This is a genomic window from Streptomyces sp. NPDC050534, from assembly GCF_044457745.1.
In the GTDB taxonomy this organism is placed as follows: domain Bacteria; phylum Actinomycetota; class Actinomycetes; order Streptomycetales; family Streptomycetaceae; genus Streptomyces.
Map to the genome: position 1 here is coordinate 332,653 of NZ_JBITHF010000011.1, position 15,801 is coordinate 348,453.

Annotated in this window: 19 protein-coding genes; 17 read left to right on the forward strand and 2 right to left on the reverse strand. The window is 71.7% G+C overall.

Features of this window, described 5'->3' with window-relative positions; translation table 11 throughout:
- Nucleotides 1–129 precede the first annotated feature (129 nt).
- The 17 genes from ACIBN2_RS33560 to ACIBN2_RS33640 all read left to right on the forward strand — a co-directional run bounded on the left by ACIBN2_RS33560 (nt 130) and on the right by ACIBN2_RS33640 (nt 13,585).
- A complete protein-coding gene (locus ACIBN2_RS33560) occupies nt 130–528 on the forward strand; it encodes a hypothetical protein (protein ID WP_399140252.1) in 399 nt (132 codons plus the stop codon).
- Nucleotides 529–748: 220 nt separating this feature from the next.
- On the forward strand, nt 749–1,738 hold the full coding sequence (locus ACIBN2_RS33565) for an aldo/keto reductase (RefSeq protein ID WP_399140106.1): 990 nt from the start codon (nt 749–751) through the stop codon (nt 1,736–1,738).
- Nucleotides 1,739–1,795: 57 nt separating this feature from the next.
- Entirely contained in the window at nt 1,796–2,596 is an 801-nt protein-coding gene (locus ACIBN2_RS33570) for an inositol monophosphatase family protein (protein WP_399140108.1), read from the forward strand.
- A 258-nt stretch (nt 2,597–2,854) separates the two neighbouring features.
- Nucleotides 2,855–4,087, forward strand: a complete 1,233-nt coding sequence (locus ACIBN2_RS33575; RefSeq protein ID WP_399140109.1) for an MFS transporter — start codon at nt 2,855–2,857, stop codon at nt 4,085–4,087.
- 156 nt (nt 4,088–4,243) lie between these two features.
- Nucleotides 4,244–4,891 (forward strand): dihydrofolate reductase family protein, encoded by a 648-nt coding sequence (locus ACIBN2_RS33580; protein WP_399140111.1) that lies wholly within the window; start codon nt 4,244–4,246, stop codon nt 4,889–4,891.
- Nucleotides 4,892–4,994: 103 nt separating this feature from the next.
- Entirely contained in the window at nt 4,995–5,621 is a 627-nt protein-coding gene (locus tag ACIBN2_RS33585) for a DUF3887 domain-containing protein (protein WP_399140112.1), read from the forward strand.
- Between the two features lie 24 nt (nt 5,622–5,645).
- On the forward strand, nt 5,646–5,861 hold the full coding sequence (locus ACIBN2_RS33590; protein WP_399140113.1) for a PLD nuclease N-terminal domain-containing protein: 216 nt from the start codon (nt 5,646–5,648) through the stop codon (nt 5,859–5,861).
- 142 nt (nt 5,862–6,003) lie between these two features.
- The gene (locus tag ACIBN2_RS33595; protein WP_399140115.1) at nt 6,004–6,342 is read left to right on the forward strand and encodes a carboxymuconolactone decarboxylase family protein; all 339 of its coding nucleotides are present in this window, start codon (nt 6,004–6,006) and stop codon (nt 6,340–6,342) included.
- 79 nt (nt 6,343–6,421) lie between these two features.
- Nucleotides 6,422–6,883, forward strand: a complete 462-nt coding sequence (locus ACIBN2_RS33600; protein WP_399140117.1) for a DUF6325 family protein — start codon at nt 6,422–6,424, stop codon at nt 6,881–6,883.
- Between the two features lie 70 nt (nt 6,884–6,953).
- Complete coding sequence (locus ACIBN2_RS33605; protein ID WP_399140119.1) at nt 6,954–7,238, forward strand: SHOCT domain-containing protein; 285 nt, start codon at nt 6,954–6,956, stop codon at nt 7,236–7,238.
- 226 nt (nt 7,239–7,464) lie between these two features.
- Nucleotides 7,465–8,244: an oxidoreductase gene (locus ACIBN2_RS33610; protein WP_399140121.1), complete on the forward strand. Its 780-nt coding sequence runs from the start codon at nt 7,465–7,467 to the stop codon at nt 8,242–8,244.
- A gap of 96 nt (nt 8,245–8,340) precedes the next feature.
- A complete protein-coding gene (locus ACIBN2_RS33615) occupies nt 8,341–9,327 on the forward strand; it encodes a serine/threonine-protein kinase (RefSeq protein WP_399140123.1) in 987 nt (328 codons plus the stop codon).
- Between the two features lie 85 nt (nt 9,328–9,412).
- Nucleotides 9,413–9,769, forward strand: a complete 357-nt coding sequence (locus tag ACIBN2_RS33620) for a hypothetical protein (protein WP_399140125.1) — start codon at nt 9,413–9,415, stop codon at nt 9,767–9,769.
- A 118-nt stretch (nt 9,770–9,887) separates the two neighbouring features.
- Nucleotides 9,888–10,823, forward strand: coding sequence for a hypothetical protein (locus tag ACIBN2_RS33625; protein WP_399140127.1), 936 nt, complete (start codon nt 9,888–9,890; stop codon nt 10,821–10,823).
- A 24-nt stretch (nt 10,824–10,847) separates the two neighbouring features.
- Complete coding sequence (locus ACIBN2_RS33630; protein WP_399140128.1) at nt 10,848–11,609, forward strand: hypothetical protein; 762 nt, start codon at nt 10,848–10,850, stop codon at nt 11,607–11,609.
- A 3-nt stretch (nt 11,610–11,612) separates the two neighbouring features.
- On the forward strand, nt 11,613–12,410 hold the full coding sequence (locus tag ACIBN2_RS33635; RefSeq protein WP_399140130.1) for a PP2C family serine/threonine-protein phosphatase: 798 nt from the start codon (nt 11,613–11,615) through the stop codon (nt 12,408–12,410).
- Nucleotides 12,407–13,585, forward strand: coding sequence for a hypothetical protein (locus ACIBN2_RS33640; protein WP_399140131.1), 1,179 nt, complete (start codon nt 12,407–12,409; stop codon nt 13,583–13,585). Before ACIBN2_RS33635 ends, ACIBN2_RS33640 begins: the two co-directional genes overlap by 4 nt.
- Nucleotides 13,586–13,630: 45 nt before the next feature.
- Here ACIBN2_RS33640 and ACIBN2_RS33645 read toward each other — a convergent pair whose 3' ends face one another.
- Nucleotides 13,631–15,241, reverse strand: a complete 1,611-nt coding sequence (locus tag ACIBN2_RS33645; RefSeq protein ID WP_399140133.1) for a cation acetate symporter — start codon at nt 15,239–15,241, stop codon at nt 13,631–13,633.
- Nucleotides 15,238–15,681 carry a DUF485 domain-containing protein gene (locus ACIBN2_RS33650; RefSeq protein ID WP_399140135.1) on the reverse strand — a complete coding sequence of 148 codons (444 nt, stop codon included), beginning with the start codon at nt 15,679–15,681 and terminating at the stop codon, nt 15,238–15,240. The genes ACIBN2_RS33645 and ACIBN2_RS33650 overlap by 4 nt, the downstream gene beginning before the upstream one ends.
- Between the last annotated feature and the right edge of the window lie 120 nt (nt 15,682–15,801).

A 15,801-nucleotide genomic window follows, 5' to 3' on the forward strand; every position in this document is an offset into this window, starting at 1 on the left:
GTAGCGTCGCCGGACGAGATCCCGCGACCCCCGCTGCGTATCGTCACAACTTCCTTGCGCGTCACCGCAATTCGGTTGCACCGTCCGGCTCTAGGCTTGGCGCGTCGGACGGGAGGGCCGGTGAGGGTGATGACGGGCAGCTGGTCCCCGCGGTGGATGCGGGGGGACGGTACGGAGGCGCAGCTGCTGCCCGCCGGTCGCTGGTGGGACGCCGTCCGCGTACCGCTCGACCTCGGGTCGCAGGCCATGCGCCGGCTCGGTGACGAGACGGGCGCCGTCATCACGGACGGCTACGGCCGCCTCCTGTACTGGCTGGTCCGTCCCGGCTCCGCGGCCGACTGGCAGCTGCCCGGGGTCCAGGTGCTCGGTGCCGGATGCCACGTGGCGGTCCCGCCGCCGCACCGCACCACGGGCCCCGGCCCCCACTGGCGCGTCCCGCCGTCCCGCGGCCGCGAATGCACCAGCGCGCCCGCCCTGCACTCGGCCCTGCGCGACTCCCTTTCGCACGACTGGTGTCCCACACCCTGAGCACCTGCCCCGGCTGCCCCTGAGCCCGGCCGGGGCAGGGCACGTCCCGTACGCGGCAGCGGCTGACTTGCGTTGGAGTGCGCTTCAGGTCGTAGCGTCGAGAACGCCGCGGTGCACGGGCCTCGCAGGCCGGTGTGCGCCACGGGACGTCGGGCGGCCCAATCCGTCACCGGACGGATGACGCCCCGAACGACGAACGAGCGAAAGGCTGGGACACGGCATGCGGAAGCGCAGTCTGCGGGACCTCCAGGTATCGGCCATCGGCCTCGGGTGCATGGGCATGTCCGCCTTCTACGGATCGACGGACCAGGAGGAGGGGATCGCGACCATCCGGCACGCCCTCGACCTCGGCATGAACTTCCTCGACACCGCGCAGATGTACGGGCCGCTCACCAACGAGTCGCTCGTCGGCGAGGCGATCCGGGGGCATCGCGACGAGTACGTGCTCGCGACGAAGTTCAACTACCGGATGGACGACGCCGTACCCGGCGACATCAGCACGGTCGGCCCGCAGGACGGTTCGGCCGAGCATGTCCGCAGCTCGGTCCACGGCTCCCTGCAACGGCTGGGAACCGATCACATCGACCTGTACTACCAGCACCGGGTCGACCCGAACGTGCCCATCGAGGAGACCGTCGGCGCGCTGGGCGAACTGGTCGCCGAGGGAACCGTGCGGCATATCGGGCTGAGCGAGGCGAGCGCGGAGACCATCCGGCGCGCCCACGCCGTCCACCCGATCACCGCCGTGCAGAGCGAGTACTCCCTGTGGTCGCGCGACGTGGAGGCCGAGGTGCTGCCCGCCTGCCGGGAACTGGGCATCGGCTTCGTGCCGTACTCGCCGCTCGGCCGCGGCTTCCTCGCCGGGCGGTTCACCTCGCCGGACGACCTGGACGCGAACGACTGGCGCCGGCAGAACCCGCGCTTCCAGGACAGCAACCTGGAGGCGAACCAGCGGCTGGCGGCCAAGGTGCGGGAGATCGCCGCCGAGAAGGACGTGACCCCGGCCCAGCTGGCCATCGCCTGGGTGCTGGCCCAGGGCGAGGACCTGGTGCCGATCCCGGGCACCAAGCGCCGGACCTACCTGGAGCAGAACGCCGGCGCGGTCGACATCGAGCTGACAAAGGACGACCTGGCCCGCATCGACGCGGAGCTGCCGGAGGCGGCCGGCGAGCGGTACGACGAGGCGGGCATGCGCTCCGTCAACCGCTAGTGCTCCGACGGGGAAAGTCTGTGGGAGCGGCGGCCCCACCTCGGTAGTCTGCGCGGCGTGATCAATTCTTACGGAGGTTCTGACGATGCCGCTGTCGCGATAGCCGGGGCGCTGGCCGGCGCGGACGTGGTGCGCGGCATGTACGGCCGGCCGCTCGACCGCATCGACAAGGGCGCCGGGGACTTCGCCACCGCCGCCGACGTGGCGGCCGAGCAGGCGATCCTCGGCGTCCTCCGTGCCGCACGGCCCGATGACGCGGTGCTCGGTGAGGAAGGCGGGCGGCAGGGCGCCGCCGACGCCGTGCGCCAGTGGCTGGTGGATCCCCTGTGCGGCACGCTGAACTACGCCGTCGGCACCAAGCTGGTGGCCGTCAACGTGGCGCTGCGCGAGGGCGCGGCGGCGGTGGCCGACCCGTTCGGCGGCGAGGTCTTCTTCACCGACGGGAAGAGTGCCTGGGTGCGGCAGGAGGGGGCCGAGGACGCACTGCTGGCGCCCACGCCCGCCAGCCGGCTGGTGGACGTCAACCTGGATCCGCCGTTCCCGAGTGCGCCCGGATTCCGGGCCGTGGACCTGCTGGCCCGCCCCGAGTTCGGCGAAAGCTTCCGGCCGCGCGTCGCGTCCTCGACGCTGGCGCTGGCCTGGGTCGCCGCCGGCAGGCGCGCCGCGTACGTCACCGACGGCGTCGGCCTGTGCGACAGCGTGCACTTCGCGGCCGGCATCGCCCTGTGCCGGGCCGCCGGCTGCGTGGTCACCGGGATCGACGGTGCCCCGGTCGGCGAGGCGGGTCGCGGGCTCGTGGCCGCCGCCGACGACGAGACCCACGGGCTGCTGATGTCGATGATGCGCGGCCGAAGCTAGTGCCCGTGCCGTGATGGACGCCGCCCGTGATGGACGCCGCCCGTCATGGACATCACGGTCTTCGGCGAAGGAGAATGGCCGCGATTCACACCCACCTGCGACACTTCGAGACTTCTGCCCGGTGACGGAGTCGGTGCGGGGCGCGTGTCCCCTCTCCGTGCCAGAACTGGACGGTTCCAGGCGGCGACCACGGGTCGGTTCATTCGGGCACCGACGACCCAGGTGGGCCGTCCCGCCGGGCAGCGAAATGGACTCGCCGTGCCCTCGGCGAACTACCGTTCCCTGCTGCGCACCCCGGGTGCCGCGGCCTTTTTCCTGCCGGCCTTGCTGGGGCGTGTCGGCGTCGCGATGACCGGCCTGAGCATCGTCTGGCTCGTGCACGGCCGCACCGGCAGCTTCGCCTCGGCCGGCCTGGCCGGCGGCGCGTTCGCGGTGGCGGAAGCGGTCGGGGCGCCCCAACTGGCCCGGCTCGTGGACCGTTTCGGGCAGACCCGGGTCCTGCCGCCCGCTCTGCTCGCCCACGCCGCGGCGGTGGCGGTCCTCGTGGCCCTCGTCGCCGCCGACGCCTCCGCTCCCCTTCTGGTCCTGGGCGGTGCGCAGGCCGGGGCGAGCGTCCCCCAGCTCGCCGCCATGTCGGCGGCGCGCTGGGCACACCTGCTCCGGGCCGATCGCGCGGCGGAACTGCCCACCGCCTTCGCGCTGGAGTCCCTCGGCAACGCCGTGGGCTACCTCGTGGGCCCGGCGACGATCAGCGCCCTCGCCGCGGCCGGACACCCGATGGCCGGGACGGTGCTGGCCGCCTCCCTTTCGGTGGGCGGCGGGCTGATCCTCGCGGCGCAGCGCGGCACAGCACCCTCGCCGGCCGGCGACGGCGCCGCGCACACCCGCGAGGACCACTCCTTGCTGAGCGGTGCGGTCCACGTACTGGTGGGCCTCAACCTCGCCATCGGTGTCTACTTCGGCGCCATGCAGGTGTCGGTGACCGCCTTCGTGGTGGAGCACGGTGCGCCGGGCGCCGCGGCCCCGGTCTTCGCCGTCTCCAACTGCAGCGGACTGCTGGCCGGTTGGCTGTACGGGCTGCGCCGGTGGCGAACGACAGCGCCCGTGCAACTGCTCGCGGCGAGCGGTGCGTTGACGGCCGGCACGGTGCTGTTGCTCGCGGTCGGCTCACCGCTCGGGCTGGGCCTGGTCGTGGTGCTGACCGGTGCCACGATCCCCCCGCTTCTCGCGCTCTTCTCCGTGCTCACCGAGTCGACCGTCCACCGGGCCGTCCTGACCCAGGCGTTCTCCTGGCTCGGCTCCGCAAGCGCCGCGGGTTCGGCCGTCGCCGCGGCCGTCTCCGGCTGGGCGATCGACTCGCTCGGACCACGCGGTGGCTTCGCGCTCGCCGCCTCGGCCGCCGCCGCGATGACCCTTCAGGGTGTGGTCGGCCTGCGTCTACTGCGCGCACCGAAGCGGCAGTTGACCCGTACGGAGGCGACGTCGAACTGAGACCGGGGCAGCAGTCATGCCCCGCTTCGGTGGGCACCGCCTCCCCGTTGACGTAAGAATCGGCACTGGGCGTCCCGGCACCGGCGGCCCCGGACGCTCTACGGCCGAGCCGGTCGACACGAAGCGGGACCGGCACGAGGAGAGGAACAGCCAGCCATGTCACTCGCACGCGTCCACAACTTCTCGATCTCGCTCGACGGCTTCGCCACCGGTGAGGGGCAGAGCCGCGACGCGCCGTTCGGCCACGCCGGGGAACGGCTGCACCAGTGGATGTTCAGCACCCGGTTCTGGCACGACATGGTCGGCCGGCCCGGCGGGACCACCGGCGTCGACGACGCCTTCGCGCGGCGGTTCGACCCCGGGATCGGCGCCGAGATCATGGGCGCCGGGAAGTTCGGCCACCCCGGATGGCACGAGGACCCGGAGTGGAAGGGATGGTGGGGACCCAACCCGCCGTTCCACACACCGACCTTCATCCTCACCCACCACACGCGCCCGTCTATCGAGATGGAGGGCGGCACGACGTTCCACTTCCTCGACACCGAGCCGGCCAAGGCGCTCGAGGCGGCCCGCGACGCCGCGGGCGGCCAGGACGTACGCATCGGCGGGGGCGCCACCGTGATCCGTGACTTCCTCGCGGCCAGGCTCATCGACCACATGCACGTCGTGGTCGTCCCGATCCTGCTCGGCCGGGGCGTGCGCCTGTGGGACGGGCTGGAGGACCTCGAGAAGGACTACGAGGCCGAGGCCGTCTCCTCGCCCAGCGGAGTCACGCATATGACGTTCACCCGAGCGGGACTCTGAACGCTCGGCGGTCCAGCCGGTCCGCCCACCAGGCCGGTCCAGCCGGTTCAGCTCCTGTAAAGGATGCCTTGACGCCGAGAAGGCGTAAAGGCATCCTTTACGTATGAGCGACTCACCGTCCCTCGCCGCCCTGAGCGGCCTGCTGGCCCAGCAGGCTTCCGTTCTGGCAGAGGCGCTGGGCAGCCCGTTGGCGCCGCCCGCCTACCTCGATCTGGTCCGGCGGGCTCAGAGCATCGACGAGCTGGCGGAGCAGGTGCTCAGGCTCTGTGTGCAGCAGGGCCGGGACGCCGGCCACACCTGGCAGGAGATCGGGGACCTGCTCGGCGTCACCCGCCAGGCCGCCTTCCAGCGGTTCGGCCGGCCCATCGACCCCCGGACGGGAGAACCCATGGACAAGACAGTGCGCATGGCCGACGCCGCGCCGCGGGCGCTCACGATCGTCAAGGCCGTGCTCGACGGACGTATGGACGAAGCCAGGCAGTCGTTCGACGCGCAGGTCCTGGAGGCGTTCACCGATGAGGCCCGCCTGAACGGACTGGCCACGGTCACCGGCCTGGTGGGGGCCTTCGAGGGCTTCGGCGAGGACGAGCCGTTCGTCCGCCGGATCGGTGACCACACGGTCGTCGACATCCCGCTGCGTTACGAGGCCGGCGACATGAAGGCCCGGGTCGCGTTCGACACCGACGAGAAGGTCGCCGGGATCTTCATCCTGGCGCCCGAAACCCCGTAGAAGACCGTCCCCGGAGGACCCGCCATGCCGGCCGACTCCTTCAGCTCGACCCCGACCACTCCGTGGGTCGCGATCGTGCCGCTCATCGCGATCCTCCCCGCCGTCCTGTGCATGGTCGACATCGCACGGCACCGACGCACCCGGCAGTACCCGCCCCAGGTGTGGCTGGCCATCTGCGCCTTCGGGAACATCTTCGGCCTGATCGCCTACCTGAGGTTCGGCCGCAGCGAAGAGCGGTGACGGCGCGTTCGGGGATCCGGCCGGCCACCGGCTTCCGCGCGTTGCGTGCGCGGCGTCCGTCGGACCACCCGCCATGGGTGATGCCGCCCCCGTCCCGGTTGCGTGAGCATGAGCAGGCGACGGGAGCGAAAGGAGCGCCGACATGGCTGGGGAGACGACCGCGGAACGGAATATCGGGAGCCTGGCCGAGGCCGACGCCCCGGTGTTCGAAACGCTGGTCCAGATGCAGCTCGACACCTTCGAGAGGTCCGGTCTGGACACGGAGACGTATCTGCTGGCGCGGATCGCCGCGCTGGTCGCCACGGACGCCGCGCCCTCGAGCTATCTGCTCAACGTGGGTGCTGCCGCCGAGAGCGGCGTTCCCTGGGAGAAGGTGCAGGGCACGCTGATCGCGATCGCCCCGGTGGTCGGCAGCGCTCGTATCGTCTCGGCGGCCGGCAAGATCGCCGAGGCGTTCGGTCTGCTGGACGACAGCGACTGATCCGCGGCCCGGCGCTGGTGAGCTGCCGCATACCGGCCCGCGCCGGCCGTCGGTCCCGTACCGAAAGTCAGGAGTGACCATGAAGGACGACCTGGAAGAAATGGGGCCCGTCGACTATCTGGTCGTCGAGTTCCCCGGCAATCGGATGACGGGTGAGGGGTTGCCGCTGCTCGTCGATCTGGTGGACCGCGGCATCGTCCGTATTCTCGACTTTCTCTTCGTGCGCAAGGACGAGGACGGCACGGTCTCGGTCATGGAGCTCAAGGACGCGGGGGACGAGGCCGATCTGACGGTCTTCGAAGGAGCCTCCTCCGGCCTGATGGGCGACGACGACATCATGGAAGCCGGCCACGCGGTGCAGCCGGGGAACTCCGCGGCGCTCCTGGTCTACGAGAACCTGTGGGCGGCGCCGCTGGCCCGTGCGCTGAGGCGGGGCGGCGCCCAGATGGTGGCGAGCGGACGCATCCCGGTCCAGGCCCTGCTGGCCTCCTTGGAGGCGATCGAGACCTCGCCGTCAGGAGCGGGATCCGCGATCGCCTGATCCGAGACCCGAGCCCGCGGCACCGTATCCCTGTGCCTGCGGGCCACACACCCCTGGGAGATGAGTGGACATGCCCGGACTGCTTCGCGGTGTCGCGCGCACCGCTGTCGTCGCCGGCACCGCCACGGCCGTGTCGAACCGCGTTTCGCGGCGCCAGGCCGGACGGTGGGCGCAGCAGGACAGTGGACAACAACAGCAGCAGCAGGCACCTCCCCAGCAGGCGCCGCCTGCCGCCGCGCCCTCAAGCGATATGAACGACAAGATCGCGCAGCTCAAGCAGCTGGGCGAGCTGAAGGCGCAAGGCGTTCTGACCGAAGCGGAGTTCGAGGAGCAGAAGCGCCGCATCCTCGGCTGATCCCGCAAGGACGTGGAACGGGCCTCGCCGACGACGGGTGGAGGCGCCGTCCGCGGTGGCGCATGACATCGGGCCGCGGCGGGGGCACGAACTCCCGCCGGGCGGACGCAGTGGGGTGAGCGGGGTGACCCGTTCGCCCTGCGGAGCCGGTACGGGCCTGGCACCGTGGGTGCCAGGCCGCGCCGTTCGTCGGCCGCGTCCCGCCCCCTTCCAAGGAGCCGATGTCATGGGCAGCGAACTTCAGGGCAGAACCGCCGTCGTCACGGGCGCGAGCAAGGGCATCGGACTGGCGGTGACCGAGGCCCTCACCGAAGCCGGAGCATCCGTCGTCGCCGGGTCCCGTACGTCGTCGAAGGAGCTGGACGTCCTGGTCGAGGGGGGCTCGGTGACCTGGGTGCCCGTCGACCTGGGCGAGCCGGCCGCCGCCGAGCGGCTGATCGAGGCCGCGCAGGGACGCGTGGACATCCTCGTCAACAACGTCGGTACGGCGCCGCCCCGCACCGGCGGCTTCCTCACGGTGACCGACGAGGAGTGGCAGCGCACCCTCGACCTGAACCTCCTCGCGGCCGTGCGGGTCACGCGAGCCGCCCTGCCGGTGATGCTCGAGGGGGGCCGTGGCTCCATCGTCACGATCGCCTCGGTCAACGCCACCCTGCCCGACCCGCTCGTGATCGACTACAGCGCGGGCAAGGCCGCCCTCGTCGCCTTCTCCAAGGCCCTCTCCAAGGAGGTCGGTCCCAAGGGCGTCCGCCTCAACACGGTGAGCCCGGGGCCGGTGGAGACGGATCTGTGGCTCGGCGGGGGAGGAGTGGCCGACACGGTGTCGGCCGCGATGGGCGGCAGGCCCGAGGACATCGTGGCCGGCGCCAAGTCGTCCATGCTCACCGGCCGCTTCACCAAGCCGCGGGAGGTGGCGGAACTGGCCGTGTTCCTGGCCGGTGACCGTTCGGCCAACATCACCGGAAGCGATTTCGTGATCGACGGCGGCATGATCCCCACCTGGTGACCGCTTTCGTCAATTCGCGCATCACCTCTGTGCGGACCGGGATTTCGCGGGAGACTCGGGACATCCTGCAACGAACCCCGAAATGAGGTGAGCGGGATGCGCACACCGGTCAGCGATCCCATGAAGGTGGGGCCGTACCGCATCGTGGGGCGGCTGGGCTCCGGCGGCATGGGCTGGGTCTATCTCGGGCGGTCGCCGGCCGGACGCGAGGTGGCGGTGAAGGTGGTGCGCCCCGAACTCGCGGCGGAGCCCGAGTTCCGCGAACGCTTCGCCCGCGAGGTCGCGGCCGCCCGGGTCGTCAGCGGCGCGTACACGGCGGCCGTTGTCGACGCCGACACCGACGCCGAACTGCCGTGGCTGGCCACGCTGTACGTCCCCGGCCCGTCGCTGGCGGAGGCGGTCCGCACGGACGGGCCGCTGCCCGAGGAACAGGCACGCCGGCTCGGCGCCTTCCTGGTCGAGGCGCTGCAGGCGGTGCACGCGGCCGGTGTCGTGCACCGCGACCTCAAGCCGGCCAACGTGCTGCTGGCGTCGGACGGGCCGCGCGTCATCGACTTCGGGATCTCCCGCGTCGACGGCTCCCCCGGGCTCACCCAGGCCGGTCTCGTCGTCGGCACACCGTCCTTCATGTCGCCCGAGCAGATGAAGGGCGGGCCCGTCGGCCCGCCCACCGACGTCTTCTCCCTCGGCGGGGTCCTGGTCTACGCCCTGACGGGCCGGCCGCCGCACGGGGCGGGGGACTCGGTGCGCTACCAGGTCGTGTTCGGCCCACCGCGCCTCGACGCCGTACCGCAGGGCCTGCGGCCCCTGATCTCGCGCTGTCTGGCGAAACGGCCCGAGGACCGGCCCGGACTCGGCGAGCTGCTGGCCGGACTGATCGAGGAGAGCGGGCCACCGCCGTCGTGGCCCCCGCCCAAGGTGCGGCGCACGATCGAGATCCGGGTGGGTGAACTGGCCGCCCGCCGCGACTCCGGTGCGAGCGTGTCCGTTCCCTCCTGTCTGCTGCTGCACGCCCAGGCGCTCCTGGACGCCGGCCTGACCGACGAGATGGTCGCCCGGGCGGTGGGCCGTGCCACCCTCTGAGCCGTCGCCCTCACCCGTGCACGAAATCGGCACGCACTGGCGGCAGTTGGTGCAGAGATGGGGAGTCGACAGGAATTACCGCGCCGTGGCGGACACCGACTCCATGTCCCTCCAATTCGACCTCAAGGAAACGGGCCGTACCCTCACGGTCAGATTCATGACCACCAAACGGCTCCTCGTCGCCTTTGTCACCGACGGTCATTTCCTGCGCCATGACCAACTGGCCGTCGCCGCCGCCGCGTCGAACGCGTGGAACACCGAACAGCTGAATCCGATGCTCTCCGTATGGGACGTCCGAGGACCGCGCCCCTGTCTCGCCGGGGTGTGCAACCTGCCGCTGACCTGCCGTGTCACCCAGGCGGACTTCGATGCTCTGGCCAGTGACTGGGTGGAACGGGCGCGGCAGATGTTCACCCGTTGCCATCAGGTGTTCAAGCTTTAGAAGTGATGGCCGTGAGGGCTCTCAACCCCTTTCGGGTAAGGGCGTATTGCCCTCACTATGGGCACGGGTCTTTTCAGGCCACGGGGGGTTGTCCATGAGGCGTTCACTCTGTTTCACCATGCTTCTCGGGATTTTCTTCGCGGTGCTGACGCCGGGGCCGGCCGGGGCCGACGGCTCGTGCGACGGGGATTTCTCGGCCAGGCTTGCCTGCTGGTCCCGTCGGCTCGGCGGCGGGACGGTCACCGTCACGGTCGACCGCGTGGTGTCCCTGGACGGCAGCGCAAAGGACCGCCGGGCCGCCGTCCGCAGCGCCGTGCGGGACCGGGGCAATCTGGAGGTCCTGGTGCCGACCGGGGTCTCCACCGGTGAGGGTGGAACGGTCCTGCTCGTGCTCGCCGGGCGCCGCGTCGTCGACCCGGACGCCAGGATCGACCGGTTGTCGCACGGCACCGTCACCGAACTGGAGCGCGCCGGCGCCTGCTCCCGGGCCTACAAGGATCTGTGCGACGTGGTGGGGCCCGCTGCCGGCAAACCGGCTCAGGTCCCCGGCAGCCGGCTGATCACCACCGAGCAGGTGACGGGGAGGTACATGTACGCCGTCACTCCCGCCGACCGGGGCACCGGCGCCAAGACCTGGCTCCTGTACGGCATGAGCGCTCTGCTCGTCATTCTCCTCACGGCCCTCGTCCTCGCGGTTCGCCGCTCCCGCGCCCCGCGCCCCGCCCTGGCCGCATCCCGAAGCGTTCCCCGGGGCGTGGCCCCCGACCTCACCGCCGAGCCGACCACCCGCCTCAGGACCGTCCCGGCCCCGGCACAAAGCCGTGGTCCCGCAGCCCGAAACGGTCCCACCCGCCCCGCCGTCGTACGCACCGACCTGCACCCCCAGGGATACGTCGAGATCGGCCGGGTGCTCCGACGGGCGGTGTGGGCGCAGCCCGGGCAGGCGCCGCCCGGGCCCGGTGCGCGCGTCGACGTCACCGGCGGACCGGATCGCGACGCCGACCTCCTGTACGCCTTCCCGCCCGCCACCGGACGGCAGACCCACGCCCGTTGAAGCACCGCCGCACCAGGAGACGCCATGTCCAGCGAATACCCGCCCACCCTGCCGGCGGAGTACGCCGACATCGAGTTCGAGAACAACGCCCAGCGCCTGCCGCTGGTGCTGTGCCTGGACACCTCCAGCTCCATGGCGGGCCAGCCGATCCAGACGCTCAACAACGCGCTCGTGGAATGGACCCGGGAACTGCACGAGGACGTCGCCCTCAGCTACAGCGTCGAGGTCGCCGTGGTCACCTTCGGCGGCCAGGCCGTCGCCGCGTGGCGAGGGCCCCAACTGCTCGCCCCCGGAGCTCCGGTGAGCCCGTTCGTGCCCGCGCACCAGTTCCGGCCGCCGATGCTGGGTGCCACGGGCGTGACCCTGATGACGGAAGCCCTGGAGCTGTCGATGCACATCGTCGCGGCCCGCAAGGCCGAACTGCGCGCCTCCGGCCTTCAGTACTACCGCCCGCAGATCTGCCTGGTCACCGACGGGCTGCCGACCGACGCCCAGGGCCGGCGCACCGACGCCTGGCAGCGGCTGGTGCCGGTGCTGGCCGAGGAGCAGGGTGCCCGCCGCTTCCGGCTGTACGCGATCGGTGTCGGCGGCATCACCGACCTGGGCGAGCAGGTGCTGCGGGCGTTCGCGCCGAAGTTCAACGCGACCATCCACGGGTTCCCGTTCCGCGAGCTGCTGCAGATGATGTCGGCCAGCGCGAACGCCGAGCAGAAGGGGGCCGGGGACGAGGTCTTCGAGAAGATCTTCAGCCAGTTCAAGACGCAGCGTCCGGCCTGGGAGAGCTAGGCGATGGACGAGGGCAGCGCCGGCTGGCGGATCCACGGCATGAGCGTCGAGGGCTACCGGCACCGCCGGGACGGCCGACCCTGCCAGGACGCGTGCGCGCACACCGAGTCCGGGCCGCTCGCCGTCCTGGCCGTCGCGGACGGCGCCGGCAGCCGGCCGCGCTCGGAGGAGGGTTCACGGCTCGCGGTCGCCCTGGCCGGCGAGCACTTCGTACGGCGGGCCGCCGCGGCCGTCGACGCGCCGCCCGGCGAGCGCGTGCACGACCTGCTGCTGGACGCCTTCCACGACGTCACCAAGGTGTTCCTGGACACCACCGGCCCGGACGCCGCGGACTTCGCGACCACGCTCACCGTCGTGGTGCTCGCGCCGGGCTGGCTGGGCCATCTCAGCGTCGGTGACGGCTTCGTCGTGCTGCGCGCCGGCAGCGAGGACGGCCGACGGCAGTTCCATCTGCTGCCGCAGCCGCCCGCCACCGGGGAGTACAGCAACGAGACCGTCTTCCTCACCTCGCCGGACGCGGCCCGCCAGGTGCACACCGACTGTGTGTGCGACGCGGGCATCGACGGCGTCCTGCTGTCCACCGACGGCCTCGCCCAGGCCGCGCTCTCCCGGTCCGCCGACGGCCCGCCCACGCCCAACGCCTCCTTCGCAGACGCCGTCTTCCGTTCCCTGGACGGCCCCGGGCCCGTGTCCGACAGCGCGCACGACAGCCTCGCCGCGCTGCTCAGGTCGGACCGGCTGACCGCGCTGAACGCGGACGACAAGACGCTGCTGCGAGCCGTGCGCAGGCCACGCTCATGAGCCGACGGGTGGTCCATCTCGACGGCAAGCCGGTGGTGCTCGCCGAGGCGCCGCTGAAGGGCGGCGGCCAGGCGGCCGTCTTCCCGGTCGAGGGCGACCACCGCACTGTCGTCAAGCTCTACCGCGACCCGCCCGGCCCCGACCAGGAACGGCGGCTGGCCCGGATGCTGACCATGTCACCGCTGGCCGCCCGCCCCACCAACTGCTTCCAGCCGCCGGAGCTGGCCTGGCCCACCGCGCTCGCCCGCGGCAGCGGCGGTGAGTTCCTCGGCTACGGCATGCACCGCTTCGGCGAGCCTGAACACGTCCAGCTGGTGGGCCTGTTCACCCGCGCCCAGCGCCTGAGGCTCTTCCCCGACCGGGCCGACTGGCGCTTCCTGCTCGGCGTCGCCTGGAACCTCGCCTTCATGACCGCGCGCATGCACTACGACAACCTCGTCATCGGCGACTTCTCCAGCAGCAACGTCGTCGTCGACACCAACGGCTTCGTCACCTTCCTGGACTGCGACTCCATCGCCTTCACCGACCCCGCGACGGGCGAGCCGTTCCCGTGCCTGATGCACACCACCGACTACTCCGCCCCGGAGCGGCAGACGGGCGCGCCCGCCAACCGGTCAAGCGACGACTTCGCCCTGGCCGTGCTCGTCTACCAGCTGCTGACCGCCGGCAACCACCCCTTCGGGGGCGTGCCGCACGAGAGCACCTCCGAGTCGACCGTGAAGGACAACATCGCCGCCAGCGTCTCGTACGTGGTGCGCCCGGAGCTGGTGACCGTGCCACGCGGCACGGTCGACCCGTCGGTGCTTCCGCCCGACCTGCTCACCCTGGCCCGCGCCGCGTTCGGCCCCGGCGTGCGGGCCCCCGCCGCCCGCCCGCCGGCGGACGCCTGGCTGCGGGCACTGGACGGGGAGCGGACGCGGATACGGGTGTGCCCCGCCCGGCCGCTGCACACGTACGGCTCCCATCTGCCGTCCTGCCCCTGGTGCGACCGGGCCGCGCTCACCGGTCACGACGTCTTCAACGCACCGCGGCCGGTACCGGTGCCGGCCGTGGTGCCGCCCCCGCCTCCGCCCCCGCAGGACGCACTGCCGGCCCGCCGGTTCGGTCTGCTGAAGGTGGCGCTCCTGCTGATCGTGCTGGTGCTGATCGTCGTGGTGGTGGCGGGAGTTGTGTAGAGCGAGCGTTCTGTGGACACATGGCGGTGGTTGCGGGCCGTCGCGTCATCGGCTCGCGCGCCGTGACGGTCCGGCGAGCAGGAGGGGCTCGACGGCCTCGTAACGGTCCCGTTCTCGTACGGCCGTCCTTCGGTGGGACAGGAGTGTGCCCAGCACGCCGCACAGGAAGCCGGCCGGTACCGAGACGAGGGCCGTGGTGGTGAAGGGGAACCAGTTGAAGTCGGCGTCGGGGAAAGCCGATTGGGGAGTTCCGGAGACGAGGCTGGTACCGGTGATGAGGACGAGGACGCTCAGGCTGCCGCCGATGAGTGTGCACAGCAGGCCGGCGCGTGTGTAGCGCCGCCAGAAGAGGCTGTAGACGAGCGCGGGCGCGATGGCGGAGGCGCCCAGGCAGAACGACAGGATGGCGAGCGGCTGGAGGCTGCGGTGCTGCGCCACGACGGCCAGCAGGATCACCGGGACGCCCACGGCCAGGGCGGCCAGACGCGCCAGTGCCGTCTCCCGCTGCGGCGTCGTGGGACGGCGGGTGGCGGCGACGTCGTGGGCCAGGGAGTTGGCGCAGGCCAGCGTCATGCTGGCCACGGAGGCCAGCAGCGTCAGGAAGATCGCTGTGGTGACCGCGGTGAACAACAGGCTTTCCGCATGCGACAGTTGCATCCCGAACGCGGCACGCGCGCCCAGCAGATAGGCGGTGTTGCCCCGTGGGTCGGCGGCGGTGACGCCGGTCCGCCCGATGAGGGCCGTGGCGCCGACGGCGATGACGACGACAACGGCGACGAACAGGGCGACGGTGGACACCGCCCAGCTCATCGCGCGCCGCACCTGGCGTGCGCTGCCGGCGCTGTACATGCGCATGGTGACGTGCGGCAGACAGGCGCCCCCCAGCACGATGGCGCACTGTGTGCTGACCATGTCGAGACCGCTGTGTGCCCCGCCCGCGAACTGCAGGCCGTAGCGCAGGAAGGCGTCGCCTGCCCCGCTGCGCCGTGCGGCGGCCTGGAAGAGGTTCCGGGGGCTCCAGCCGAAGGTGTGCAGAACGAGCGTGGCGACGATCAGCCCCGAGCCCAGCAGCATCACCGTCTTCAGGATCTGGATCAGGGCGGTGCCCCGCATCCCCCCGATGGCCGCGTACGTGATCATCAGTGCTCCGGCCCCGACGACGCAGCCGCTCCGCATGGCACTGTCGGAGAAGCCGAGGACGTACGCGAGCAACTGCCCCACGCCCGCGAGTTGGACGACCATCATCGGCACCAGTGAGGCCAGGGTGACCGCGCAGGCCGTGACGCGCACGGCGCGGCCGGGCAGCCGTCGGCCGAGTGCGTCGCCCATGGTGAATTTGCCGGTGTGGTGCAGGGGTTCGGCCAGCAGGACCATCAGGAGCAGCAGGGACAGCAAGGTGCTCAGGGCCAGTACGACACCGTCGTAACCGCAGAGCGCGATGATCCCGCCGACGGTGAGCACGGTGGCCGCGGAGATGTAGTCACCGGCGATGGCCAGGCCGTTGCGCAGGGGCGACAGGGAGCGGTAGCCGGTGTAGAACTCGGCGAGGTCGTCGCGGTCGGGGCCGGTGAGCACGCACAGAAGCAGCGTGAGGGTGACGACCGTGCAGAACGCCACGAGTGACCAGGACTGCGCGGTGCCGTCGAAGTCGGTCATGACCGCGGCTCCGCGTCGACGGCGCCGTACGCGTGCCGGCGCACGCGCCGGGCCAGCGGGTCGACGTACCGGCGCGCGATGAACTCGTAGAGGGCCACCGCCAGCCAGGTGACGGGGAGTTGGACAAGTGCGAGCACCAGCCCGATGGGCAGGCCGCCGGGGGCGGGGCGGGTCATGACCGAGGGGACCTCGACGGTCAGGGTGAGGAAGACGGCGAAGTAGCCGAGTGCGGCGAACGTCGCCACGCGGCGCAGGCGACGGCTCGCCCGGCGCAGCAGTCGCAGATCGCGGTGGGGACCGGTCCATGAACGGGCGCGGAAAGGGCGTCGCCCGTCACTCGGGCGGGACGACTGCGGACCTGGGGAGGGGGAGGCGTGCCGGGCGGGCCGGTGCTGCGCCGGACAGAACCCGGAAGGTAAGTCGGAGCTGTCGGAGGACATCCCAAGATCTCCTGGTAGGTCGAGGGCCCCAAGAGGTGCGGACCGCGGGGAACGTGGGGGAGCGGTTCGGGATTCCGCACGTTATGCGGGCGGCGGGAAGCGCGCAGCGGCTTCCACGAA